24 protein-coding genes are annotated in these 24813 nt (G+C 72.5%); 12 read left to right on the top strand and 12 right to left on the bottom strand.

The window, feature by feature from the left end:
- From TNCT6_RS03240 to TNCT6_RS03230, 3 genes are read right to left on the bottom strand one after another with little or no spacing between them, the layout of a single operon-like run.
- A complete protein-coding gene (locus tag TNCT6_RS03240; protein ID WP_141356367.1) occupies positions 1–1203 on the bottom strand; it encodes a thiolase family protein in 1203 nt (400 codons plus the stop codon).
- Positions 1200–1844, bottom strand: coding sequence for a CoA transferase subunit B (locus TNCT6_RS03235; RefSeq protein WP_141356365.1), 645 nt, complete (start codon positions 1842–1844; stop codon positions 1200–1202). The genes TNCT6_RS03240 and TNCT6_RS03235 overlap by 4 nt, the downstream gene beginning before the upstream one ends.
- Entirely contained in the window at positions 1844–2626 is a 783-nt protein-coding gene (locus TNCT6_RS03230) for a CoA transferase subunit A (RefSeq protein WP_141366020.1), read from the bottom strand. The genes TNCT6_RS03235 and TNCT6_RS03230 overlap by 1 nt, the downstream gene beginning before the upstream one ends.
- A gap of 241 nt (positions 2627–2867) precedes the next feature.
- Here TNCT6_RS03230 and TNCT6_RS03225 point away from each other — a divergent pair, with 241 nt between their 5' ends.
- On the top strand, positions 2868–3332 hold the full coding sequence (locus tag TNCT6_RS03225) for a MarR family winged helix-turn-helix transcriptional regulator (RefSeq protein ID WP_141356363.1): 465 nt from the start codon (positions 2868–2870) through the stop codon (positions 3330–3332).
- A 36-nt stretch (positions 3333–3368) separates the two neighbouring features.
- Here the strand turns inward: TNCT6_RS03225 and TNCT6_RS03220 are convergent, their stop codons facing one another.
- Positions 3369–4373, bottom strand: a complete 1005-nt coding sequence (locus TNCT6_RS03220) for a DUF3048 domain-containing protein (protein WP_253266376.1) — start codon at positions 4371–4373, stop codon at positions 3369–3371.
- Between the two features lie 204 nt (positions 4374–4577).
- Here TNCT6_RS03220 and TNCT6_RS03215 point away from each other — a divergent pair, with 204 nt between their 5' ends.
- Positions 4578–5768 carry a zinc-dependent alcohol dehydrogenase gene (locus TNCT6_RS03215; RefSeq protein WP_141356361.1) on the top strand — a complete coding sequence of 397 codons (1191 nt, stop codon included), beginning with the start codon at positions 4578–4580 and terminating at the stop codon, positions 5766–5768.
- Positions 5769–5848: 80 nt separating this feature from the next.
- Here the strand turns inward: TNCT6_RS03215 and TNCT6_RS03210 are convergent, their stop codons facing one another.
- Complete coding sequence (locus TNCT6_RS03210; RefSeq protein ID WP_141356359.1) at positions 5849–6919, bottom strand: ATP-dependent DNA ligase; 1071 nt, start codon at positions 6917–6919, stop codon at positions 5849–5851.
- Positions 6920–7005: 86 nt separating this feature from the next.
- Between TNCT6_RS03210 and ligD the strand changes: the two genes are divergently transcribed.
- Both ligD and TNCT6_RS03200 read left to right on the top strand, forming a co-directional pair.
- Positions 7006–8031, top strand: a complete 1026-nt coding sequence (ligD, locus tag TNCT6_RS03205; protein ID WP_141356357.1) for a non-homologous end-joining DNA ligase — start codon at positions 7006–7008, stop codon at positions 8029–8031.
- Positions 8032–8242: 211 nt separating this feature from the next.
- Positions 8243–9319 carry a LacI family DNA-binding transcriptional regulator gene (locus TNCT6_RS03200; RefSeq protein WP_141356355.1) on the top strand — a complete coding sequence of 359 codons (1077 nt, stop codon included), beginning with the start codon at positions 8243–8245 and terminating at the stop codon, positions 9317–9319.
- A gap of 24 nt (positions 9320–9343) precedes the next feature.
- On the opposite strand, the gene TNCT6_RS03195 is transcribed toward TNCT6_RS03200, so the two are convergent.
- Positions 9344–10135 (bottom strand): VOC family protein, encoded by a 792-nt coding sequence (locus TNCT6_RS03195; RefSeq protein WP_141356353.1) that lies wholly within the window; start codon positions 10133–10135, stop codon positions 9344–9346.
- Positions 10136–10718: 583 nt separating this feature from the next.
- Between TNCT6_RS03195 and TNCT6_RS03190 the strand changes: the two genes are divergently transcribed.
- Positions 10719–10985, top strand: coding sequence for a WhiB family transcriptional regulator (locus TNCT6_RS03190; protein ID WP_172632786.1), 267 nt, complete (start codon positions 10719–10721; stop codon positions 10983–10985).
- On the opposite strand, the gene TNCT6_RS03185 is transcribed toward TNCT6_RS03190, so the two are convergent.
- From TNCT6_RS03185 to TNCT6_RS03175, 3 genes are all read right to left on the bottom strand, one after another.
- Positions 10986–11960 (bottom strand): acyl-ACP desaturase, encoded by a 975-nt coding sequence (locus tag TNCT6_RS03185; RefSeq protein WP_141356351.1) that lies wholly within the window; start codon positions 11958–11960, stop codon positions 10986–10988. It lies immediately after the preceding gene.
- A gap of 239 nt (positions 11961–12199) precedes the next feature.
- Complete coding sequence (gene ddaH, locus TNCT6_RS03180) at positions 12200–12976, bottom strand: dimethylargininase (RefSeq protein WP_141356349.1); 777 nt, start codon at positions 12974–12976, stop codon at positions 12200–12202.
- A gap of 105 nt (positions 12977–13081) precedes the next feature.
- Positions 13082–14707: an ABC-F family ATP-binding cassette domain-containing protein gene (locus TNCT6_RS03175; protein ID WP_141356347.1), complete on the bottom strand. Its 1626-nt coding sequence runs from the start codon at positions 14705–14707 to the stop codon at positions 13082–13084.
- A 310-nt stretch (positions 14708–15017) separates the two neighbouring features.
- On the opposite strand from TNCT6_RS03175, the gene TNCT6_RS03170 reads away from it, so the two are divergent.
- Entirely contained in the window at positions 15018–15692 is a 675-nt protein-coding gene (locus TNCT6_RS03170; RefSeq protein ID WP_141356345.1) for a GPP34 family phosphoprotein, read from the top strand.
- Positions 15693–15770: 78 nt separating this feature from the next.
- Here TNCT6_RS03170 and TNCT6_RS03165 read toward each other — a convergent pair whose 3' ends face one another.
- Entirely contained in the window at positions 15771–16187 is a 417-nt protein-coding gene (locus TNCT6_RS03165) for an SsgA family sporulation/cell division regulator (protein ID WP_141356343.1), read from the bottom strand.
- 240 nt (positions 16188–16427) lie between these two features.
- On the opposite strand from TNCT6_RS03165, the gene TNCT6_RS03160 reads away from it, so the two are divergent.
- From TNCT6_RS03160 to mmpA, 3 genes are all read left to right on the top strand, one after another.
- Complete coding sequence (locus TNCT6_RS03160) at positions 16428–16754, top strand: plasmid stabilization protein (protein WP_141356341.1); 327 nt, start codon at positions 16428–16430, stop codon at positions 16752–16754.
- 91 nt (positions 16755–16845) lie between these two features.
- Complete coding sequence (locus TNCT6_RS03155) at positions 16846–17547, top strand: endonuclease V (protein ID WP_172632785.1); 702 nt, start codon at positions 16846–16848, stop codon at positions 17545–17547.
- A 120-nt stretch (positions 17548–17667) separates the two neighbouring features.
- A complete protein-coding gene (mmpA, locus tag TNCT6_RS03150; protein ID WP_172632784.1) occupies positions 17668–17814 on the top strand; it encodes a morphogenic membrane protein MmpA in 147 nt (48 codons plus the stop codon).
- Between the two features lie 29 nt (positions 17815–17843).
- Here the strand turns inward: mmpA and TNCT6_RS03145 are convergent, their stop codons facing one another.
- Positions 17844–19022, bottom strand: coding sequence for a trans-acting enoyl reductase family protein (locus TNCT6_RS03145; RefSeq protein ID WP_141356335.1), 1179 nt, complete (start codon positions 19020–19022; stop codon positions 17844–17846).
- Positions 19023–19254: 232 nt separating this feature from the next.
- Here TNCT6_RS03145 and TNCT6_RS03140 point away from each other — a divergent pair, with 232 nt between their 5' ends.
- The 3 genes from TNCT6_RS03140 to TNCT6_RS03130 all read left to right on the top strand — a co-directional run bounded on the left by TNCT6_RS03140 (position 19255) and on the right by TNCT6_RS03130 (position 24021).
- Positions 19255–20472 carry a CaiB/BaiF CoA-transferase family protein gene (locus TNCT6_RS03140; protein ID WP_141356333.1) on the top strand — a complete coding sequence of 406 codons (1218 nt, stop codon included), beginning with the start codon at positions 19255–19257 and terminating at the stop codon, positions 20470–20472.
- Between the two features lie 88 nt (positions 20473–20560).
- Positions 20561–21775 (top strand): acetyl-CoA C-acetyltransferase, encoded by a 1215-nt coding sequence (locus TNCT6_RS03135; protein WP_141356331.1) that lies wholly within the window; start codon positions 20561–20563, stop codon positions 21773–21775.
- A 50-nt stretch (positions 21776–21825) separates the two neighbouring features.
- The gene (locus TNCT6_RS03130) at positions 21826–24021 is read left to right on the top strand and encodes a 3-hydroxyacyl-CoA dehydrogenase NAD-binding domain-containing protein (RefSeq protein WP_141356329.1); all 2196 of its coding nucleotides are present in this window, start codon (positions 21826–21828) and stop codon (positions 24019–24021) included.
- An 8-nt stretch (positions 24022–24029) separates the two neighbouring features.
- On the opposite strand, the gene TNCT6_RS03125 is transcribed toward TNCT6_RS03130, so the two are convergent.
- Positions 24030–24782, bottom strand: a complete 753-nt coding sequence (locus TNCT6_RS03125) for a MerR family transcriptional regulator (RefSeq protein ID WP_141356327.1) — start codon at positions 24780–24782, stop codon at positions 24030–24032.
- Positions 24783–24813: the final 31 nt, after the last annotated feature.

Below are 24813 nucleotides of genomic sequence, written 5' to 3'. Positions count from 1 at the left end.
CTAGCGTTCGAGGACGAGGGCGAGGCCCTGGCCGACGCCGATGCAGAGGGTGGCGACGCCGACTCCCCTGCCCTTGCGGGCGAGTTGGTGGGCGACGGTTCCGGCGAGACGGGCGCCGGAGGCGCCGAGCGGGTGGCCCAGGGCGATGGCCCCGCCCTGGGGGTTGAGGATGTCGGGGTCGAACTCGGGCCACTCCGCGACGCATCCGAGGACCTGGGCCGCGAACGCCTCGTTGAGTTCGAGGGTGTCGAGGTCGGCGATGGTCCGGCCGGCCTTGGCCAGCGCGCGGTTGACGGCTTCGACGGGGGCGAGGCCGAAGTAGTGCGGGTCGGTGGCGCTCACGCCGCCGGCGGAGATCCGGGCCAGGGGTTCACGGCCGGTGGCCTTCAGACCCTCTTCGTCGGTGAGCAGCAAGGCGGCGGCGCCGTCGTTCAGAGGGGAGGCGTTGCCCGCGGTCACCGTGCCGTTCTCGGTGCGGAACGACGGCTTGAGCTTGGCCATCGCCGCCAGGGACGTGTCCGGGCGTACGGACTCGTCGGCGGCGAGGACGACCGGGTCGCCCTTGCGGCGGGGGACCGGCACGGGGGCCAGCTCGGGGTCGAACAGGCCCTCGGCCTGTGCCCTGGCCGCCTTCTGGTGGGAGGCGAGCGCGAACTCGTCCTGCTGCTCTCGGCTGATCTTGTGTTTCTCGGCGATGAGTTCGGCCGACTCGCCGAGCGGGACGGTCCACTGCGGTTCCATCCTGGGGTTGACCATGCGCCAGCCCAGGGTGGTCGAGTACATCTCGGCGTGTCCGGCCGGGAACGCCCGGTCCGGCTTGGGCAGTACGTAGGGGGCGCGGGTCATGGACTCCACACCGCCGGCCACGGCGACGGAGGCGTCGCCCAGCGCGATGGCGCGGGCGGCCTGGATCACCGCCTCCAGGCCGGAGGCGCACAGCCGGTTGACGGTCACGCCGGGCACGGAGGTCGGCAGCCCGGCCAGCAGGCCGGCCATGCGGGCGACGTTGCGGTTCTCCTCGCCCGCGCCGTTGGCGTTGCCGAAGTAGACGTCGTCGATCCGGACCGGGTCCAGGCCGGGGGTACGAGCCATGAGTTCACGGATCGCGTGGGCGGCGAGGTCGTCCGGGCGGACGCTCGCCAGGGCCCCGTTGTAGCGGCCGATCGGGGTGCGTACCGCGTCGACGAGGTAGACGGTCTTCACAGCAGATCCTTTGCGACGGTCAGCTTGGCGTCGGTCCGGGCGACGACCTCGTCGACGTCGACGCCGGGGGCGGTCTCGACCAGGACGAGTCCGTCGTCGGTGACGTCCAGGACGGCGAGGTCGGTGATGATCCGGTTGACGCACGCCTTGCCGGTCAGGGGCAGCGCGCACTGTTCGAGGATCTTCGGGGAGCCGTCCTTGGCGGTGTGGGTCATCACCACGATGACCGTGCGGGCGCCGTGGACGAGGTCCATCGCCCCGCCGATCCCGGTGATCATCTTGCCCGGGATGGCCCAGTTGGCCAGGTCGCCGCCGGCGGAGACCTGCATGGCGCCCAGCACGGCGACGTCGATGTGCCCGCCGCGGATCATCGAGAACGACAGCGCCGAGTCGAAGAACGAGGCGCCGGGCAGGACCGTGACGGTCTCCTTGCCCGCGTTGATCAGGTCGGGGTCGACCTGGTCCTCGGTGGGGTAGGGGCCGGTGCCCAGGATGCCGTTCTCCGACTCCAGGATCACCTCCACGCCGTCGGGCAGGTAGTTCGGGATCAGCGTGGGCAGACCGATGCCCAGGTTGACGTACTGGCCGTCCCGCAGTTCCCGCGCGGCACGGGCCGCCATCTCCTCACGGCTCCAGGCCATCAGCTGCTCACCGTTCCTCGGGCCGAAGGCGCCGAAATCGTGCGCTGTTCGATCTTCTTTTCCGCCCCCTGCTCCTCGGTCAGCGCCACCACGCGCTGGACGAAGATGCCCGGCAGGTGCACCGCGTCCGGATCGATCTCACCCGGCTCGACGAGTTCCTCGACCTCCGCGACGGTCACCCGGCCCGCCATGGCGGCCAGCGGGTTGAAGTTCCGGGAGGACTTGTTGAACACCAGGTTCCCGTGCCGGTCGCCCTTCGCCGCACGCACCAGCGCGAAGTCGGTACGGATCCCGCGTTCCAGCACGTACTGGGTGCCGTCGAACTCGCGGACCTCCTTCGGCGGCGACGCCAGGGCCACGCCGCCCTCGCCGTCGTACCGCCACGGCAGACCCCCCTCCGCGACCTGGGTGCCCACACCCGCCGGGGTGTAGAAGGCGGGGATCCCGGCCCCGCCGGCCCGCAGCCGCTCGGCCAGCGTGCCCTGCGGGATCATCTCCACCTCCAGCTCACCGGCCAGATACTGCCGCGCGAACTCCTTGTTGGCACCGATGTAGGAGCCCGTCACCCGCGCGATCCGTCCCGCCGCCAGCAGGACCGCCAGACCCGACTCCATCGCACCGCAGTTGTTCGACACCACCGACAGCCCGCCCACCCCGCGCTCGTACAGCGCCTGGATGAGCACGTTCGGCACACCGCTCAGCCCGAAACCGCCCACCGCGAGCGACGCGCCGTCCGATACGTCGGCCACCGCCTCCACGGCTGTGGCGACCACCTTGTCCATCGAATCAAGCCTCATCTCTGCCGAGCATCCAGCAACCGCAGATAGTCAGGGCACTGACTATTTTGTGGATCCCCTCACGCTGCCACTCGGGGCGTGCGCAGTCAATACCGTTCTGACCAGCATCAGCAGGATGGTCGAGGTGACGGAGAACCCGTGGTGGACGGGTGGCCCGTCGGCGGTATCGTTCAGTGCACCTACAGAAGGCCATAGACGGCACGACGGACCGACGCGAGGAGCGCACATGGGCGCGGTGGACCTCTCGACCCACCCCGGGCATCTGGCCCGGCGGCTGCAGCAGGCGCACTACCTGCTGTGGAACACGATGGTCTCCGAGGAGATCACCTCGCCGCAGTTCGCGGTCCTGAACGTGCTCGTCGCCGAGCCGGGGCTCGATCAGCGCACGGTGGGGGAGCGGGTGGGCCTCGACCGGTCCACCATCGCCGAGGTGATCAGCCGCCTCGGCCGCCGCGGGCTGCTCGACAAGGTGCGTGACCCGCAGGACGGCCGCCGCTTCCTGCTGCGGCTCACCGGGGAGGGGGAGCGCACCCACCGAAAGCTCACCGTGCGGACGGCCCGGATGAACCAGGTCTTCCTGGGGCCGCTCAGCGCCGACGAGCAGGCCCTCTTCTTCGACCTCATCCGGCGGGTCGCGGACGCGGCCGAGGGGCTGCGCCATCCGGTGGAACCGCTCGCCGCGCGGTCCTGACCGCGTCCGCCGCCGTCGCCGTTCACCGCCCGCACGTCACCGGGCCGGGGTGAAGACCACCCAGACCTGGCCCCGGGCGAAGTTCACGTCCGTGCCGTCGGCGGCCGTGAACCGCGTGCCGCCGGCCGCGCTCGGGCGCTTCCAGGTGGCGTCGTACACCCGCCCGTCGCGCAGCACCTCCGCCTTCCCCGAACCGACGGTCTCGGTGTAAGGGGTGTAGTTGCCGAGCGCGTCGTGCAGATCCGACGTGCGCACCTTCATGTGCTGCACCACGACCGTCGCGGGCACCACCTGCCGCCCGTCGGTCGTGACGGTCCGGCGGCCGTCCATCGCCACCTTCCAGCCGTGCCGCCCCGCGGACCAGGTGAAGGTGAAGCGGGCCGCCGGGTAGCGGACCGTGCGCGAGGTCTCGGCGCGGCCGCCCGCGGGTGCCGGGCCGTAGTGGAAGCCGGTGGTCAGCGCGTCCGCTCCCGGAGCCGAGCCGAGGAGCTTGTCGGGGCGCAGGTAGAGGTTGTGCGGGGCCGGCTTGGCGGTGCCCCGGAAGTACGCGTCGGGCTTGTTGTCGGGTGTTCCGGGGGTCAGCGGGGCGGCCTCGATCAGCGGCAGGAGTTTCTTCTGGGCGCCGGAGAAGGCGAGCGTGGGACGGTCGAACTGGCGCAGCAGTTCGAGGTCGGACTCGCGCGCGCTGCGCACCGGCCCGACGACCGGGGGCAGCCGGGTGGCGTAGACCGCCATCAGCCGGCTCAGCCCGCCCTCGACCTGCTCCGCATACACGATGTCGGCGGCGTCCAGACCGGTCTGGGGGCGGGCCGCTCCCACGTTGTCGATCTTGACGGCGAGGACGGGGCCCGCGTGCTCCGGACTCGGTGCCGGGGTCTGCGGCAGCACCTGCACCGGCCTGGGGGTCTCTCCCTTTCCGTCCTGCCCGTCGTCGACGGTGCCGTGCCGCGCCGTGCAGCCCGCCGCCAGGGTGGCCGTCGCCAGGGCGGCCAGCAGCGCCACCGCAGAGGCGGCGCACCGCACGCGCACGCTTCGTCCCAAGTCCACCGTTCAGCCCCCGTCTCCGCACCTCTGTCTTCTGACTGTGTGTTTATCCGCTCATCGGTGGCCATACCCGCCCGGTTCTGATCGAGCGGGACCAGGCCGCCGATCGGCCCATTGAGCCGGCCGGCGGTTCGGCGGGGTGGGCCCCGGGTACCCGGGCGCGGCACAGGAGAGGCAGAACGACGGAGGGAGCGCGCCGCGATGAAGGCAGTGACGTGGCAGGGCAAGCGCGACGTTCGGGTGGACGAGGTCCCCGACCCGAAGATCCAGGAGCCGACGGACGCCGTCATCCGGATCACCTCGACCGGCCTGTGCGGCTCCGATCTGCACCTCTACGAGGTGCTCACGCCGTTCATGACACCGGGCGACATCCTCGGCCACGAGCCCATGGGCATCGTGGAGGAGGTCGGCGCCGGGGTGCCGAACCTGAAGCCCGGCGACCGGGTGGTCGTGCCGTTCCAGATCTCCTGCGGCCACTGCTTCATGTGCTCCGCGGGCCTGACGACCCAGTGCGAGACCACCCAGGTCACCAGCGAGGGCATGGGCGCCGCCCTGTTCGGCTACACCCGCCTGTACGGCGCCGTGCCGGGCGCCCAGGCCGAGTACCTGCGCGTCCCGCAGGCCCAGTTCGGACCGATCAAGCTCCCCGAGGGCCCGCCCGACGACCGGTTCCTCTACCTCTCGGACGTGCTGCCGACCGCCTGGCAGGCGGTCGCCTACGCCGACGTGCCGCGCGGCGGGAGCGTGGCCGTACTCGGTCTCGGCCCCATCGGCGACATGGCGTGCCGGATCGCCAAGGCACGCGGCGCCGAGCGGGTGTTCGGCGTGGACCTGGTCCCGGAACGGCTGGTCAGGGCGCGCCGGCGCGGCGTGGAGACGTACGACCTGCGCGGCTTCGACCACGAGAAGGAACTGGTCGCGGCGATCCGCGACGAGACGGAGGGACGCGGGCCCGACGCCGTGATCGACGCGGTCGGTACCGAGGCGCACGGCAGCGCGGCCGCCCGTCTCGTCCAGCAGGCCGCGACGGTGCTGCCGCATGCGCTGGGCGGACCGCTCGCGGAACGCTTCAGCGTGGACCGGCTCGCCGCCCTGCACGCCGCCATCGAACTGGTGCGCCGCGGCGGCACGCTCTCCCTGAGCGGCGTCTACGGCGGCACGGCCGACCCCATGCCGATGATCACGCTCTTCGACAAGCAGATCCAGATGCGCATGGGCCAGGCCAACGTCCGCCGCTGGACCGACGAGATCATGCCCTACCTGACGGACGAGGACCCGCTCGGCGTCGACGACTTCGCCACGCACCGGCTGCCGCTGTCGGACGCCCCGCACGCGTACGAGATGTTCCAGCGCAAGCAGGAAGGGGCCGTCAAGGTCGTCATGCAGCCGTGAGTCCGTCAAGGTCGTCGTGCGGCCGAGAGCGTGGGCGGCCCGCGCACGGATCGCCGCGCACGGGCTCGGGGCCGGCGGGCTCAGGGGCGGGAGCCGAAGACCTCCGCCAGGTCGTAGCGGACCGGCTCCTCCAGCTGGGCGTAGGTGCAGCTCTCCGGCGCGCGGTCCGGGCGCCAGCGGCGGAAGCGGGCCGTGTGCCGGAACCGCGCCCCGTTCTCCATGTGGTCGTAGGCCACCTCGGCCACCCGCTCCGGCCGCAGCGGCACCCAGGACAGGTCCTTCTTCCCCGACCAGCGGCTGGGCGCGCCGGGCAGCCGGGCCGCCTCGTGGGCCGTCTCGTCCGACCAGGCCGCCCACGGGTGCCCGGCGACGTCGTCCATCCGCTGCGGCGCCAGCTCCTCGATCAGCTCGGCGCGCCGCTTCATCGGGAACGCGGCGGACACGCCCACGTGTTGCAGGGTGCCCCGGTCGTCGTACAGGCCGAGCAGCAGCGAGCCGACGACGGGGCCGCTCTTGTGGTGGCGGTACCCGGCGACGACCACGTCCGCCGTGCGCTCGTGCTTGACCTTGAACATGGCCCGCTCGTCCTGGCGATAGCGCAGCCCCGGCGGCTTGGCGACGACACCGTCCAGGCCGGCCCCCTCGTACTGCTCGAACCAGCGCCGGGCCACCTCGATGTCGGTCGTGGCGGGTGCCACGTGCACCGGGGCGGTGACCCCCGCCAGCGCCCGGACCAGCAGCGCGCGGCGGTCGGACAGCGGCACGTCCAGCAGGGACTCGCCGTCCAGGGCGAGCAGGTCGAAGGCCACGAAGGAGGACGGGGTCCGCTCGGCCAGCATCCGCACCCTGGAGTCGGCCGGGTGGATCCGCTCGGTCAGCGCGTCGAAGTCCAGCCGGCCCTCCCGCGCGATCACGATCTCCCCGTCCAGCACGCACCGCTCGGGCAGCCGTTCCTTGAGCGCCTCCACCAGCTCGGGAAAGTACCTGGTCAGCGGCTTTCCCGTACGGCTGCCGAGCTCGACCTCGGCGCCGTCGCGGAACACGATCGCCCGGAACCCGTCCCACTTCGCCTCGTACTGCATGTCCGGCGGGATCCTCGCCACCGACTTGGCGAGCATGGGCTTCACGGGGGGCATCACCGGCAGGTCCATGCCTAGATTCTGCGCTCGATTCCGTGCGCCCGCGCGCGTGCTCACCCGGTGTGCGAGGTCCGCGCGCTGCCCCTACCGTGGCTCGCATGGGCGATGTGGTGGAGCTGGAGGTGGGCGGGCGGACCGTACGGCTGTCCAGCCCGGGCAAGGTGTTCTTTCCCGAGCGGGGGTTCACCAAGCTGGACATCGCCCGGTACTACCAGGCCGTCGCCCCCGGTATCCTGCGCGCCCTGCGCGACCGCCCCACCACCCTGGAGCGCTACCCGGACGGCATCACCGGCGAGTGGTTCTTCCAGAAGCGGGCGCCCAAGGGCATGCCCGCGTGGATCCCCACCGCCCACATCACCTTCCCCAGCGGCCGCAGCGCCGACGAGATGTGCCCCACCGAGGAGGCCGCCGTGGTGTGGGCCGCCCAGTACGGCACGCTCACCTTCCACCCCTGGCCGGTACGCCGGGACGACGTCGACCACCCCGACGAACTGCGCATCGACCTCGACCCCCAGCCCGGCACCGACTTCGCCGACGCCGTGCGCGCCGCCCACGAACTGCGTTCCGTGCTGGAGGAGTTCGGGGGCCTGCGCGGCTGGCCCAAGACCTCCGGCGGCCGCGGGCTGCACGTGTTCGTGCCGATCCAGCCGCGCTGGACCTTCACCCAGGTACGGCGTGCCGCGATCGCCGTGGGCCGGGAGATGGAACGCCGGATGCCCGAGCAGGTGACGATCAAGTGGTGGAAGGAGGAGCGCGGCGCCCGCATCTTCCTGGACTACAACCAGACGGCCCGCGACCGCACCATCGCCGCCGCCTACTCCGTGCGCCCCCGCCCCCACGCCCCCGTCTCGGCGCCCCTGCGCTGGGAGGAGGTCGGCGCCGTCCGGCCCCAGGACTTCGACGTGGCCACCATGCCGTCCCGGTTCGCCGAAGTCGGCGACGTGCACGCCGACATGGACGACCACGCCTTCTCCCTGGAAGCGCTGCTGGAACTCGCCGCCCAGGACGAACGCGACCACGGCCTCGGCGATCTGCCCTACCCGCCCGAGTACCCGAAGATGCCGGGCGAGCCGAAGCGCGTCCAGCCGAGCCGGGCGAAGAAGGAGGGCCCGGCCACCGGCTGAGTCCGCCGGCCGAGTGCGCCGGCCGAGTGCGCGGGCTGAGTGCGCCGGCCGAGTGCGCGGGCTGAGTGCGCCGGCCGAGTGCGCGGGCTGAGTGCGCCGGCTGAGTGCACGGACACTCCTGGTGGGAGGCGGGGTTCGGGTCGAGAGCGCTCTCACGGCGGGGCCCGGGCGCGGCTATCCTGATCCGCAACCGCCGGTGAGGAGCGCAGAAGTGACCAAGACAGCGTCGCGTCCCACGTTGGAGGCCGTGGCCGCGCGGGCGGGGGTGTCGCGGGCCACCGTGTCCCGGGTGGTGAACGGCGGCGACGGGGTGAGGGAGCCACTGGCCGAGCGCGTGCGGCGGGCCGTGGAGGAACTCGGGTACGTGCCGAACCAGGCCGCCCGCAGCCTGGTGACCAAGCGCCACGACGCCGTCGCCGTCGTCGTCGCCGAACCGGAGACCAGGGTCTTCGCCGACCCCTTCTTCGCGCTGCAGCTGCGGGGCATCAGCAAGGAGCTGACGGCCCACGACTCGCAGCTCGTCCTGCTGCTGACGGAGGGGCGCGACGACCACGCCAGGGTCGGGCGCTACCTCGCCGGCGGTCACGTCGACGGCGCCCTCGTGTTCTCGCTGCACCTCGACGACCCGCTGCCGGGGCTGATCCGGCGCGCCGGGGTGCCGACCGTGTTCGGCGGGCGGCCCGGCTGGAGCGACGACACGGGCCCCGGCGCCGCGGACTCCGCGCGGACGGCCGGGAACCCCGCGGTCGTCTACGTCGACAGCGACAACCGGGGCGGGGCGCGGGAGGCCGTACGGCATCTGGTCGGCCTCGGCCGGACCAGGATCGGGCACATCACCGGCGCCCTCGACCAGACCTCGGCGGTGGACCGGCTCGACGGATTCCGGGACGTGATGGTCGACGCCGACCCCCGGCTGATCGTGGAGAGCGACTTCACCCCGGCCGGCGGCGAGCGCGCCATGCGCGAACTCCTCGACCGCTGCCCCGACCTGGACGCGGTGTTCGCCGCGAACGACCTCACCGCCTCCGGTGCCCTGCGCGTGCTGCGCGAGCGCGGGCTGCGGGTTCCCGACGACGTCGCCGTGGTCGGCTTCGACGACATGCTGCCCGTGGCCGAGCAGACCGAGCCGCCGCTGACGACCGTGCGTCAGGACATCGAGGAGATGGGCCGGCTGATGGCCCGCCTCCTGCTGCGCGGCCTCGACGGACAGGGCGCCGAGGCCGGGGTGGGCGGCGCGCCGCGCAGCGTCATCCTGCCGACGACACTCGTACGTCGCGCGTCCGCGTGAGCCCCGCCGGGCCGCCGGGGCGGCTCACGTCTGCGGTGGGGTGCTCCTGATCACCGCGAAGCGGGCGCCGTAGGGGTCGGCGAGCCTGGCGATACGGCCGACGCCCGTCACGTCGGTGGCGGGCACCCGGACCGTGCCGCCCAGCTCCTCGGCCCTGGCCACCGTCGCGTCCGTGTCCGGGACCTCGAAGTACGGCAGCCAGTACGCGCCCGTCTTCGCCTCGGTCGGGTCGTCGGCGAGGGCCACGATGCCGCCGAACATGGCGTCCTCGCCGCCCTCGGCGGGGTTCACACACGTGTAGGTGCCGCCGGGGAAGGGCACCGCGGAGGTCTCCAGACCCAGCACCTTGTGGTAGAACGCGGCCGCCGCGGCGATGTCCGCCGTGTACAGCTCGACCCAGCACAGCGAGCCCGCCTCGCCGGCCATGTCCACGCCCTTGATCCGCCCCGGCTGCCAGAGGCCGAACGGCACGCCCGCCTTGTCGGCGAGGACCGCCATGTGCCCCTCGCCCATCACATCCATGGGCTGGACCAGCACGGTGCCGTGCGCCTCCTCGGCGGCCTTGGCGGTCGCCGCCGCGTCGGCGCTCTGGAAGTACACGGTCCAGGAGGGCGGCCCCTGCTCCGGCGTGGTCTGCATCCCGCCGGCCACCGTCCTGCCGCCGAGCTGGAAGAAGCCGTAGCCACCGGCCTGCGGCCCGGCCGACTGGAACCGCCAGCCGAAGAGAGCGCCGTAGAAGGAGCCGGCGCCGTCGATGTCGGGGGTGCCGACGTCGATCCAGTTCGGAGCGCCGTTGACGAAACGGGTGGTGAGCATCCATGCCCTCCTTCGAAGGTGCCCGGTTGTCTGCACTGCCGAGTCTGTCACCGCCCACCGACAACCGCCGCCGCAACACGACGCCCCCGGCGCCGCCGCCCTGGTCATGCTGCTCGACCACCCGCCGCGGTCGCTCCGCTGACGGCGGTCACTTGGTCGCGGTGACCGGCCCGGTGGCGGCGTTCACCCGGGCCGCGGCGGTGGACTCGCTGGCGGTGGTCGCCCGGCAGCGGCGGTCGCCCTCCGCCGAGACGTTCACCCGCCGGCTGCGGTCGCGTTGCTGACGGCGGTCGCCTGGCCTCGGTGGTCGGCCCCGTTTGGTGGCTTTCACCCGGCCGCTGCCGTCACCCCGATGACGGCGGTCACCTGGCCTCGGTGGTCGGTCCGCCGCGGTTGCGGTGGTTGGCACGGTGGTCGTCGTTTCCGTCACGAGGGGAGTCGCCTCGTGCTTTTCGGGGCGATCCGCGCGCCGCCGTGCGCTGCGGGTGGTCGTGAGGCCATCATCGGGGCGGCGAGTGGCCGTGGGGGGCGCGTTGAGTCGGTGTTGATCGAATGTTTCGCGTCGACCGGCACGATCCCGTTCATGCACTTCGAGACGACCACCCCGGCCGGCATCGCCTGGCAGGACCGGGCCCTGTGCGCGCAGACCGGGGCCGACTTCTTCTTTCCCGAGCCGGGCAGCTCGGTGCGTGAGGCGAAGCGCATCTGCGGGATGTGCGAGATGCGCTCGGCCTGCCTGGAGTACGCCCTCGCGAACGACGAACGCTTCGGCGTCTGGGGCGGCCTCTCCGAGAAGGAACGGCAGGCCCTCGGGCGGACCGGGCGGTCCGCCCCGTGCGCGAACGGCTGATCAGGCGCCGGCCCGCGCCGCCAACCGCGCCCGCCGCGCGGCGAGCCGCTCGTCGAACTTCGTCGCCTCGTCGTTCAGCCCGCCCATGAACAGGCCCAGCTCCTCCTGCGCCTGCAGGCCCTCCGGGCCGAGGCCGTCGATCTCCAGGACCTTCAGGAAGCGCAGCACCGGCTGGAGCACGTCGTCGTGGTGGATGCGCAGGTTGTAGACCCCGCCGATGGCCATCTGCGCCGCCGCCCGCTCGAAGCCGGGGATGCCGTGGCCGGGCATGCGGAAGTTGACCACCACGTCCCGCACCGCCTGCATGGTCAGGTCGGGCGCGATCTCGAAGGCAGCCTTGAGCAGGTTGCGGTAGAAGACCATGTGCAGGTTCTCGTCCGTCGCGATGCGCCCCAGCATGCGGTCGCAGACCGGATCGCCGGACTGGTGCCCGGTGTTGCGGTGCGAGATACGGGTGGCGAGCTCCTGGAAGGCGACATACGCGACCGAGTGCAGCATCGAGTGCCGGTTGTCGGACTCGAAGCCCTCGCTCATGTGCGCCATCCGGAACTGCTCCAGCTTGTCCGGGTCGACCGCGCGCGAGGCGAGCAGGTAGTCGCGCATCACGATGCCGTGCCGGCCCTCCTCGGCCGTCCAGCGGTGCACCCACGTGCCCCAGGCGCCGTCCCGGCCGAACAGGGTGGCGATCTCGTGGTGGTAGCTCGGGAGGTTGTCCTCGGTCAGCAGGTTGACCACCAGGGCGATCCGGCCGACATCCGTGACCTTGGACTGCTCCTTGTCCCAGGCCTCGCCGTCCTCGAAGAGACCGGGGAAGTTGCGGCCGTCGCTCCAGGGCACGTACTCGTGCGGCATCCAGTCCTTGGCGACCGTCAGATGCCGGTTCAGCTCCTTCTCGACCACTTCCTCCAGCGCGTACAGCAGCCGCGCGTCGGTCCACGTGGACGGGCTGCCGAGGTGAGGGGAGGTGAGGGTCACGGAAACTCCAGGGGGACGCGCGGGGAAGCGGGGGCGGGCAGGGCTGAACGGAACGAGCCCGGCGAGCGGTGCACGGGAACCTACGGGATCGTAGGCTACGAATCCGTAGGTTACGAATCCGTAGGTTAAGTTCGTCGTAAAGGTGGCTGATCAGAAGGGTGCCGCAAAGGAGTTGACGGACGCCCAGAGGCGTCCCAGGATCGCAGGTCCAGGGGCTGGACGAGACGCCGCCCGCCTCATCAGGCGTACAACTCCCGCAGTCGCACCGAGAGGCACGTCACACAGCCTTCGAGCTTCTCGAACTCGCCGATGTCCACCACCACCGGCTCGAAGCCGAGGTCGCCCAGCAGTTCCGCCGTCTTCGGCGCGCTCGCCGCCATCAGCAGCCTGTCGCCGCCGAGCAGCACCACATGGCTGCCGGACTCCTCCGGCACCGGCAGGAAGCGCGGGTACAGCGACGGCGTGTCCACCTTCGGGATGTGCCCGATGACCGTCCCGTCGGGCAGCGCCGTCACCGCCGACTTCAGATGCAGCACCTTGCTCACCGGTACGGTCACGACCCGCGCCCCGAGCGGCTCGAACACGGCCCGCAGCTGCTGCACGCCGACCGCGTTGGTGCGCCCGCCACGGCCGACGTAGACCGTGTCCCCGACCTTCAGCACGTCCCCGCCGTCCAGCGTGCCCGGCTCCCAGACCCAGTTCACCGAGCAGCCCAGACGGGCCACGGCCTGCTCCACCCCGGCGGTCTCGCCACGCCGGGACGGGGCGCCCGGACGGGTGATCAGGGCGACGTTCCGGTAGACGACGACGGTGTCCTCCACGAACACCGCGTCGGGGCAGTCGTCGGCCGGTTCGACCTCGACCGTCTCCCAGCCGTGGCCGCGCAGCGCCTCGACGTACGTCTCCCACTGCCGCACCGCCAGTTCGACGTCGACCTCCTCCCGCTCGACATGGGTCACCAGCCCTTCGGCGAGCCGCGGACCGGGGTGGCGGACGAGGGCCTTCTTGCTGGGCACGAGGCGCCTTTCGTGTCTACGCGTGGGCGTTTCCCGGTGCGGCCGTGACCGCACCGGGCCGCCATCATGCGACAAGCGTCGGCCCCGACAAAAGCCCGCCGGGCCCTACGCGGGACCCACGACGGATTCCCAGGTGGTCTCCCGCAGTTCTCCTTCCTCCAGCAGGAGCCAGCGGGTGATGCCGAGGGACTCCAGGAACGGCAGGTCGTGGCTGGCCACGATCAGGGCACCCTCGTAGGACTCCAGGGCCGTCGTCAGCCGGTGCACGCTCGCCATGTCCAGGTTGTTGGTCGGCTCGTCGAGCATCAGCAACTGCGGCGCGGGCTCCGCCAGCAGCAGCGCGGCCAGCGCGGCCCGGAAGCGTTCGCCGCCGGACAGCGTCGCCGCAAGCTGGTCGGCGCGGGCGCCCCGGAACAGGAAGCGGGCCAGCCGGGCCCGGATCCGGTTGTTGGTGGCGCCCGGCGCGAGACGGGCCACGTTCTCGGCCACACTCAGTTCGCCGTCGAGGATGTCCAGCCGCTGCGGCAGGAACCGGGCCGGCACATGAGCGGTCACCTCGCCCGACAGCGGCGGCAGCTCCCCGGCGACGGTGCGCAGCAGCGTCGTCTTGCCCGCCCCGTTGCGCCCGATCAGCGCGACCCGCTCGGGACCGCGCAGGTCGAGACCTCCGTCCACGCGCGCGCCGTACGCCAGTTCCAGATCCCGCAGGGTGAGCACGGTACGGCCCGGCGGTACCGCCGTGTGCGGCAGGTCGACGCGGATCTCGTCGTCGTCCCGCACCGCATCCACCGCCTCGTCGAGCCGTTCCCTGGCCTCGGCGAGCCGCTCCTCGTGCATGATGCGGTGCTTGCCCGCGGACTCCTGCGCCGCGCGCTTGCGGGCACCCATGACGATCTTCGGCTCGCGCTTCTGGTCCCACATCTTCTGGCCGTACCGCTTGCGCCGGGCCAGCTTGACCTGGGCGTCGGCCAGTTCCCGCTGCTGCTTGCGCAGGTCGGCCTCGGCGACGCGCACCATGCGCTCGGCCGCCTCCTGCTCCAGGGCGAGAGCCTCCTCGTACGCCGAGAAGTTCCCGCCGTACCAGGTGACCCGGCCGGAGCCGAGGTCGGCGATCTGGTCGACCATTTCCAGGAGTTCGCGGTCGTGGCTGACCACGACCAGCACGCCCGGCCAGGACTCGACGGCCGCGTACAGCCGGCGGCGCGCGTACAGGTCGAGGTTGTTGGTCGGCTCGTCCAGCAGCAGCACGTCCGGCCGGCGCAGCAGCAGCGCGGCCAGCCGCAGCAGCACCGACTCACCGCCCGAGACCTCGCCGATGGTGCGGTCCAGGTCGATGCGGCCGAGCCCGAGCTCGCCGAGGGTCGCCAGGGCGCGTTCCTCCACGTCCCAGTCGTCGCCGACCGTCTCGAAGTGCTCCTCGGAGACGTCTCCGGCCTCGATGGCGTGCAGCGCGGCCCGCTGCGCGGCGATGCCGAGCGCCTCGTCGACCCGCAGCGCGGTGTCGAGCGTGACGTTCTGCGGAAGGTGTCCCACCTCGCCGGCGACGCGGACGGCACCGTCGGCCGGTCCGAGCTCGCCGGCGATCAGCTTCAACAGGGTGGACTTTCCCGAGCCGTTGACGCCGACCAGGCCCGTCCTGCCGGGTCCGAAGGTGATGTCGAGGCCGGTGAAGACGGGGCTGCCGTCGGACCAGGCGAAGGAGAGGGAGGTACAGGTGATGGATGAGGACATGGTCGCCTCGCGATTGCTGGGTGCGGTCAGGGACAGACGCGTGTGAGACACCGCAGGGCGAGGTCACCGTGTGGAACGGGGGTCACGGGGCATGAGAAGAGCCCTGGGCCGGATTTCCTTCGGGACGGCTCGGACGCCGAGGTCGCGCGCCACGTACACACCTGACCGGTGCGACGCGGTGCCTCAGGACCTCAGACGAGCAACGTCCTTCTCCAATCGACGGCAACAGGACCGCTGCAAACGGTAGGAGGGGCCGGGACACCTGTCAACGAAATAATGGGTGGGCCCGAGCCCCCGGAAGGAGGCCCCCGTGCCCGACGGTTCGCTCTCGCTGCCCGCCCGGCTCTACCTGCTGGCCCGGGACACCAAGCGGCTGAGGATCACCGGCACCGCCCAACTGCACCTCCTGGTCCGGGCCGGCGCCCTGACCGAGCTGGCCCAGCGCGGGCTGCTCGTCGACGACGACGGTGTCGCGGTACCCGCCGGCCTGGACGCCGACACCGGGGACCCGGTGCTCGACGGGCTGCTCGAACTCGTCCGGGAGTCCCGGCCCCGCCGCTGGAAGGCCTGGGTGACACTGCACGCCCGGACCACCCTCGACGCCGTGCGGGAGCAGCTGACCGCCGAAGGGTTCCTGCGCGCCGAGCGGCGCCGGGTCCTCGGTGTCCTCCCGTCCGTGGACCACGCCCTGGAGCGCGTCGCCGTCGTGGACGCACTGCGGGAGGAGGCACGCCGGGCGCTGGAGGGCCCGCTGCCGGCCGCGGAGGTCTCCGAACGCGACGCGGCCGTCGTCGCCCTCGCGGCCGCCGCCGAACTGCACACCCTGGTGCCCGCCAAGGACCGCAAGGGCCACCGGCAGCGCATCGAGGAGCTGACCGAGCGCAGCGGAGCCGCGGCCCCCGCGCTGCGCCGGGTGATGCGCGAGGTGAGCGCGGCGGTGGTCATGGCGACCACCGCGGCTTCCGCCGCCGCGGCGAGCGGCTGACCGGGACCGTCCGGGTCCCGGGCCGTCGTCCTCGGGCGCCCCGTCCCAGGGGTGTTGGCCCGGGACCGGGTGGAGCCGTCAGCAGGCGTCCCGCATCAGCTCCGCCAGACCGTGGTCCAGGTCGAACTGGAGGTGTTCCAGGCCGAGCGGCACCAGCTCGCTCGTGGCCTCCAGGAAGCGCCGTATCTCACGGCTGTGGACGTGCACCACCGCCGCGCCCTCGGGGGCGTGGAACTCCAGCACGGTGCGGTCGAACCCGTACGGCCGCACCCGTACGTCGCCGTCGCCCTCGGGCTCCCGCAGACCGGCCGCCAGCAGATCACGGGCGAAGAGCCAGCAGACGTCCACGCCTTCGAGGGTGGCCGGGGCCGGGAAGGTCATACGGACGGCGAACGGGTCCCGCCGGTCGTAGTGCAGCGTGGCGGGAATGCTGGGCATCCGTGGCGTGGCGGAGACCAGGCGCGCCTCCACGAACTGCTCGATGTCGGTGGACATGGCCTTGCTCCCTTGTGACGGCTGGACGAACCTCCGGGCGGATGAGGCCGGGCACTGGAAGAGACGACGGAAGCCGCCGATCCGTGCACACGAGGAGCGAGTGACCTCCGTCACCGCGTTCATGCACGGACGTGACACGGCTGTCGCGTCGCTCGACTGGAGGACTGGATATCGCCCGATATGGCGAACCGATCCAGAATTGCGGGTATCCGTTCCTTGCACAGAGAGGAAGTGAACGGCATGCCACGCGGTTCCAGTTCCAAGCGCGAGCGCCAGTACGAACACATCAAGCAGAGCGCGCAGGACCGGGGGGAGAGCACCGAACGCGCCAGGGAGATCGCCGCGCGCACGGTGAACAAGGAGCGTGCCCGCAGCGGCGAGTCGAAGACCGCCGGCCGCATCTCCACCCAGGACCTGTCCTCCGGCAGACGGGGCGGGCAGCGTTCGGGCCGGGGCTCCGAGGGGCCCACCTACGACCAGCTCTACGAGGAGGCCAAGCGGCGCAACATCCACGGCCGCTCGGACATGAACAAGCAGCAGCTGCGGCAGGCCCTGGGCAGAGGCTGACCCCGGCGCCCAGCCGGGCGGGCCCGCCTCCGGTCAGGAACGCGGGCCCGCCCCGCCGTGCCGTCCCCGATGGCCATAGGCTCGGCCCATCATGACGACGACCGTACGCATTCCCGCGGGCTGGCCCTCCACCGAGGAGCAGGCCCGCGCCGTCCAGGACGAGTTGCGTGAACGGGTGGTGCGCGACGAGCCGGGCCCGCCGCCCGGTACGGGCCACGTCACGGGAGTCGACGTGGCCTACGACGACGAGCGGGACCTCGTCGCGGCGGCGGCCGTCGTCCTGGACGCGGCCACCTTGCGCGTCGTCGCCGAGGCCACCGCCGTCGGGCGGATCTCCTTCCCGTACGTACCGGGGCTGCTGGCCTTCCGTGAGATCCCCACCGTGCTCGCCGCGCTGGACGCCCTGCCCTGCCCGCCCGGCCTGGTCGTCTGCGACGGCTACGGCCTGGCCCACCCCCGGCGCTTCGGGCTGGCGAGCCACCTCGGGGTGCTGACCGGGCTTCCGACGATCGGCGTCGCCAAGAACCCGTTCACCTTCACCCACGAGGATCCGGACACCCCGCGCGGCAGTGCCTCCCCGCTGCTCGCCGGCGCCGACGAGGTCGGCCGGGCCCTGCGCACCCGGGACGGCGTCAAGCCGGTCTTCGTCTCCGTCGGCCACCGGGTGAGCCTGGACAACGCCTGCGCGCACACCCTCGCCCTCACCCCGGACTACCGCCTCCCGGAGACGACCCGCCGCGCCGACGCCCTGTGCCGCCGCGCCCTCCGGGAGGCGACGGCGGGCAGGGCCTAGGTGTGCTGTCCGGGCACGCGTGTCCGGCTCCGGGGTCCGGCTCCGAGGCCCGGTTCTGAGTACGCCGTCTGAGTATCCGTACGGATGTGCCCACCGGGGCCTGTGGGCAGGCTGGGGCGCATGACGACGCACCGTTCCCACAAGCCCCTCGCCGACCCGGCCCGCCCCGTCGAGCGTGCCGTGAACGCCACCCTGATCCTGGCCGTACTGGCCGCGCTCGGCTGGATAGCCGGGATGATCTGGACCGTGGCCGACTGGTCGCTGTAGTCCGGTGCCGCCGTGCTCCGGTCACAGCACTAGCGGCTCGTCGCGATCCGGAAGGTGATGCCCGCCCGGCGCAGGCGGTCGATGAGGGCGTCGCCCATGGCCACCGCCGTGGTGACCTGGCCCGCCGTCCGCGGGAGGTCGTCGAGCGCCAGAGCGAGCGCCGACTCGGCGAACATCTTCGCCGTCTCGCCGTAGCCCGGGTCGCCGCCCGCCACCTCGGTGAACACCCGCCGTCCGCCGCCCTCGCCCACGAACCGCACCGAGAACCAGCTCCTGGCCCGCTTCTCCGCGCTCGGCCCCTCACCGGGCTGCAGCCGTCCGGACAACCAGCGCCGGGCGGGCGGCAGTTGGGCGGCGGCCATGACCGCGCCGAGGGCGGCGGCACCGCCCACGGCGACCGGCAGGTGCCGCACGGCCGCGTAGTGGCGGTAGCGGAAGTCCGGGCCGTAACGTTCCAGCACGCGCGCGGAACGCCGCACGATCTGCGGGTCGATGGTCGGCAGCGGCACCGCCCAGGCACCCACCTCCCCGGCGAACCGCGGCGCGCCCGTCGGCGTGACCGCCCGCCGCCCCAGCAGCCGCGGCTCGTGCCGCGCCCGGTCCCGCGCGGCGGCCCGGATCCGCAGGGGACGGGCGAACTGGCTGAGCGCCGACGCGAGGGTCCCACCCGAGAAGGCGGCGTCCGCCCGGACGTATCCGTCCACGGTCAGCGGTACGCCCTCCGGCAGCTGCCGGACGGTGAAGTACACGCCCAGGTCGGGCGGGACGGAGTCGAAGCCGCAGGCGTGCACCAGGCGCGCCCCGGTCTCGCGCGCGCGTGCGTCGTGCCGGACGTACACCAGGTCCACGAACTCGGGCTCGCCGCACAGGTCCAGGTAGTCCGTGCCGCTGTCGGCGCAGGCGGCGACGAGTTCCTCGCCCACGGCTGCGTACGGGCCCACGGTCGTGGCCAGCACGCGGGCCTGCCGGGCGAGGTCGCGCAGGGAGTCCGGGTCGGCCGCGTCCGCGCGCAGCACTCCGACGGACGCACCCGAGGGCAGTCGCTCGCGCAGTTCCCGGAGCCGCTCCTCACCGCGTCCGGCGATGGCCCAGCGCAGCCCCTCGGGGGCGTGCGCGGCGAGGTACTCGGCGGTGAGCGCCCCCACGAAGCCGGTGGCTCCGAAGAGGACGATGTCGTACGGACGGTCGGAGTTCCTCAGCCTGCTCATGACACCCCTCGCTCTCGCAGCCCGCGCCGCGGTCCGTGGCCGAGGCTAGCGTGAGGGGTGCGCGGTCCGGCGGCGAGGGCCCGGCGGGTGAAGGCGCGACGGTGCGGGATAGCGCCACGAGGCCACCGGGTACGCCTCGGCTAAGCGCTTGCTCGCCGAGGGCTTGTATCCGCTGGAACACGTTCTTAGCATCATCGGTGTTACATCGGTTGTGTCACAGTGAGGGGACCGGATGGCAACGGCAGAGGCGGCGGGGCCGCACGGCCCGCTGACCGGTGTGCGCGTGGTCGAACTGGCCGGCATCGGCCCCGGCCCGTTCGCCGCGATGCTGCTGGCCGACCTGGGCGCCGACGTCGTCCGGGTGGACCGCCCCGGCGGCACCGGACTCGGCATCGACCCCGCCCACGACATCACCAACCGCAACAAGCGCTCGGTGGTCGTCGACCTCAAGTCCCCGGGCGGCCCCGCCCGCGTCCTCGACCTCGCCGCCCGCGCCGACATTCTCATCGAGGGCTACCGCCCCGGCGTCGCCGAGCGCCTCGGCGTCGGCCCCGGGGCTTGCCACGCCCGCAACCCGCGGCTGGTCTACGGCCGGATGACCGGATGGGGCCAGGACGGACCGCTCGCCCCGCGCGCGGGACACGACATCGCCTACATCGCCGTGACCGGCACCCTCGGCATGATCGGCGAACCGGACGCGCCCCCGGCCGTTCCCGCCAACCTGCTCGGCGACTACGCCGGCGGCTCCCTCTATCTCGTGGTCGGCGTCCTCGCCGCCCTGCACCACGCGCGCGCGACCGGCACCGGACAGGTTGTGGACGCCTCGATCGTCGACGGCACCGCCCACCTCTCCGCGATGATCCACGGCATGCTCGCCGCCGGCGTCTGGCAGGACCGCCGCGGGGCCAACCTCCTGGACGGCGGCTGCCCTTACTACGGCACCTACGAGACCGCGGACGGCCGGTACATGGCGGTCGGCGCCCTGGAGCAGCGGTTCTACGACGAGTTCACCGCACTGCTCGGCCTGGCGGAGCACGCCGGGGCCCGTACCGACCACACTCGCTGGGGGGAACTGCGCGAGGCGGTCGCCGCCCGCTTCAAGTCCCGCACCCAGCAGGAGTGGACCGCGGTCTTCGAGGGCTCGGACGCCTGCGTGGCCCCCGTGCTGTCGCTGCGCGAGGCCCCGCACCACCCGCACCTCGCCGCCCGCGGCACCTTCACGGAGCACTCCGGTCTCACCCAGCCCGCCCCCGCGCCCCGCTTCTCCGCCACCCCCACCGCCGTCCGCACCGGCCCCGCCCGGCCCGGCGACGGCACGGCAACCGTGGCCCGCGACTGGGACCTGCCCGCACTCCTGGAGGACGGGAAGGACAGGAAGGACGGGAAGGACGGAATGGCCAGGACGGCCGGGACGGACGGGACGGCAGATGACGGGGAGGGCGGCTCCTGACGGACCCACGACCGCGACACGCTCCCCCGACCCGCCCCGGGTCCCCCCAGCCGCCCCCAGGACACCACCCTCGTCGAAAGGCTTGTCAGTGAGCACCGAAGCGTACGTGTACGACGCGATCCGCACCCCCCGCGGGCGCGGCAAGGCCAACGGCGCCCTGCACGGCACGAAGCCCATCGACCTGGTCGTCGGCCTCATCCACGAGATCCGCGACCGCTTCCCCGGACTCGACCCGGCCGCCGTCGACGACATCGTGCTCGGCGTCGTCGGACCGATCGGCGACCAGGGCTCCGACATCGCCCGGATCGCCGCCATCGCCGCGGGACTGCCGGACACGGTGGCCGGTGTGCAGGAGAACCGCTTCTGCGCCTCCGGCCTGGAGGCCGTCAACCTGGCCGCCGCCAAGGTGCGCTCCGGCTGGGAGGACCTGGTCCTCGCGGGCGGTGTCGAGTCGATGTCCCGGGTGCCGATGGCCTCCGACGGCGGCGCCTGGTTCAACGACCCGATGACCAACCTCGCCGTCAACTTCGTACCGCAGGGCATCGGCGCCGACCTGATCGCCACCATCGAGGGCTTCTCCCGGCGGGACGTCGACGAGTACGCGGCCCTGTCCCAGGAGCGCGCGGTCACCGCCTGGAAGGAGGGCCGCTTCGACCGCTCCGTCGTCCCGGTCAGGGACCGCAACGGGCTCGTCGTCCTCGACCACGACGAGCATCCGCGCCCCGGCACCACCGCCGACTCGTTGGCGGCGCTCAAGCCCTCCTTCGCGGACATCGGCGAGTTGGGCGGCTTCGACGCCGTCGCCCTGCAGAAGTACCACTGGGTGGAGAAGATCGACCACGTCCACCACGCGGGCAACTCCTCCGGCATCGTCGACGGCGCCTCGCTCGTCGCCATCGGCTCCCGCGAGGTCGGCGAGCGGTACGGACTCACCCCCCGCGCGCGGATCGTCTCCGCCGCCGTCTCCGGCTCCGAGCCCACCATCATGCTCACCGGGCCCGCTCCCGCCACCCGCAAGGCACTCGCCAGGGCCGGCCTGACCATCGACGACATCGACCTCGTCGAGATCAACGAGGCGTTCGCGGCGGTCGTGCTGCGCTTCGTGAAGGACATGGGCCTGTCCCTGGACAAGGTCAACGTCAACGGCGGCGCCATCGCGCTGGGCCACCCGCTCGGCGCGACCGGCGCGATGATCCTCGGCACCCTCGTCGACGAACTGGAGCGCCAGGACAAGCGCTACGGCCTGGCGACCCTCTGCGTCGGCGGCGGCATGGGCATCGCCACGATCGTCGAGCGCGTCTGACCCGCCCCCAGCGGCGCCCTCAGAACCCAGACTTCAACGGAGACCCCGACATGACCGAGAGCACCACCATCCGCTGGGAGCAGGACGACACCGGCGTCGTCACCCTCGTCCTCGACGACCCCAACCAGTCCGCGAACACGATGAACCAGGCGTTCCGTGACTCCCTCGCCGCCGTCGCCGACCGGCTGGAGACGGAGCGGGAGTCCGTCCGCGGCATCATCCTCACCTCCGCGAAGAAGACCTTCTTCGCGGGCGGCGACCTGCGCGACCTGATCCGGGTCACCCCGGACACCGCCCAGGAGCTGTTCGACGGCGGCCTCGCGCTCAAGCGGAACCTGCGCCGTATCGAGACCCTGGGCAAGCCCGTCGTCGCCGCGATCAACGGCGCGGCCCTGGGTGGCGGTTACGAACTCGCCCTGGCCTGCCACCACCGGATCGCGCTCGACACCCCCGGTACGAGGATCGGCTGCCCCGAGGTGACCCTCGGCCTGCTCCCCGGCGGCGGCGGGGTGGTCCGCACCGTACGGCTGCTGGGCATCACCGACGCCCTGCTCAAGGTGCTGCTCCAGGGCACCCAGTACAACGCGCGGCGCGCCCAGGAGAACGGGCTCGTCGACGAAGTGGCCACTTCTCAGAAGGAGTTGCTGGCCAGGGCCCGCGCCTTCATCGACGCCAACCCCGAGTCCGGCCAGCCCTGGGACAAACCCGGCTACCGCATCCCGGGCGGCACCCCGGCGAACCCGAAGTTCGCCGCCAACCTGCCCGCCTTCCCGGCCAGTCTGCGCAAGCAGACGAACGGCGCCCCCTACCCGGCCCCGCGCAACATCCTGGCCGCCGCCGTCGAGGGTGCTCAGGTCGACTTCGAGACCGCCCAGGTCATCGAGGCCCGCTACTTCGTCGAACTGGCCGCGGGGCAGACCTCGAAGAACATGATCCAGGCGTTCTTCTTCGACCTCCAGGCCGTCAACTCCGGCGCCAGCCGGCCCCAGGGCGTCGAACCCCGCCACGTCCGCAAGGTGGCCGTCCTCGGCGCCGGGATGATGGGCGCGGGCATCGCCTACGCGTGCGCCCGCGCGGGCATCGAGGTCGTCCTGAAGGACGTGTCCCCGGAGGCCGCCGCCAAGGGCAAGGGCTACTCGGAGAAGCTGTGTGCCAAGGCCGTCGCCAAGGGCCGTACCAGCCAGGAGAAGGCGGACGCGGTGCTCGCCCGCATCACGCCCACCGCGGAGGTCGCCGACCTCGCGGGCTGCGACGCCGTGATCGAGGCCGTCTTCGAGGACCCGGCGCTCAAGCACAAGGTGTTCCAGGAGATCGAGCAGGTCGTCGCACCGGACGCGCTGCTGTGCTCCAACACCTCCACCCTGCCGATCACCCTGCTCGCCGAAGGCGTGGAGCGCCAGGCCGACTTCATCGGGCTGCACTTCTTCTCACCCGTGGACAAGATGCCCCTGGTCGAGATCATCAAGGGCGAGCGCACCGGCGACGAGGCGCTGGCCCGCGCCTTCGACCTGGTCCGGCAGATCAACAAGACCCCGATCGTCGTCAACGACTCGCGCGGCTTCTTCACCTCCCGGGTCATCGGCCAGTTCATCAACGAGGGCGTGGCGATGGTCGGCGAGGGCATCGAGCCCGCGTCGGTGGAACAGGCGGCGGCCCAGGTGGGCTACCCGGCCAAGGTGCTGTCCCTGATGGACGAGCTGACCCTCACCCTGCCCCGGAAGATCCGGGCCGAGTCGCGGCGGGCGGTGGAGGAGGCGGGCGGCACCTGGACCCCGCACCCCGCGGACGCGATCGTCGACCGCATGGTCGACGAGTTCGGCCGCACGGGCCGCGGCGGCGGCGCCGGCTTCTACGACTACGGCGAGGACGGCGCTCGCGCCGGACTGTGGCCGGGTCTGCGTGAGCACTTCACGACACCGGGGTACGAGATCCCGTTCCGGGACATGCAGGAGCGCATGCTCTTCGCCGAGGCGCTCGACACGGTCAGGCTCCTGGAGGAGGGCGTCCTGACCTCCGTCGCCGACGCCAACATCGGCTCGGTCCTCGGCATCGGCTTCCCCGGCTGGACCGGCGGAGTGCTGCAGTACATCAACGGCTACGACGGCGGCGCCGGGGCAGGGGCCGGTCTGCCCGGCTTCGTGGGACGCGCGCGGGAACTCGCCGAGCGCTACGGCGAGCGGTTCACCCCGCCGGCGCTGCTGGTGGCGAAGGCGGAGAAGGGGGAGACCTTCACCGACGCGCGCTGACGGGCCGCTCAGCCGGACGGCGGCTCCTGAGGCCCCCGGGGATCCGCTTCCCGGGGGCCCTCCCGCCCGGCCGTGTCCAGCCACTCCCGCAGCTCCTCCTTCAGCGAGCGCTGGAAGGTGGTGAGCAGGGCCTGCACCACCAGGGGGTGCATATGGGCGGACAGGGACTTCACATCCCGGGTGTCGCGTTCGGCGACGGCGTCACGCAGCAGCTTCGACAGCTCGTGGGCGGCCGTACGCGCGTGCTCGGTCAGCACCGTACGGGCGGCGAGGATCGTCTCCTGGGACAGGGGTACGTCCAGGAGTTCCACGCCGAGCCGCAGCAGACCGGAGTCGACGCGGAAGGACTCGCCGTCGGCCTCGACGACGTTCATCGCGGCCAGCCGCTCGACGTCCTCCTCGCCGAGCGGCCGGCCGGCCCGGCGCTCCAGCTCCCGCCGGGACAGCGACTCCACGGTGTCCGGCGCCCAGGACGCGACCACCGCGCGGTGGATGGCCAGGTCGTGCGGGGTGAGGTCCGGCGGCAGCTGGCGCAGATGGCGCTCGATCGCGGCGAGCGTCATGCCCCGCAGCTGCATCTCCTCGATCAGCGCCAGGCGCGCCAGGTGCTCCCGGCCGTAGCGGCCCACCCGGCGCGGACCGATCACCGGCGGCGGCAGCAGGTTCCGGCCGCTGTAGAAGCGGACCGTGCGCACCGTGACGCCGGCCCGCGCGGCCAGCTCGTCGATCGTGAGGGTCGGCTCGTCGGCGTCGGTCGTCATCGCAGCAGTATCGCTGTCCCACCGATGCTGT

The sequence above is a fragment of the Streptomyces sp. 6-11-2 genome (assembly GCF_006540305.1).
Classification (GTDB): Bacteria; Actinomycetota; Actinomycetes; order Streptomycetales; family Streptomycetaceae; genus Streptomyces.
Note: the sequence above shows the minus strand (reverse complement) of the source record. Positions and strands in the feature narration are given on the sequence as shown.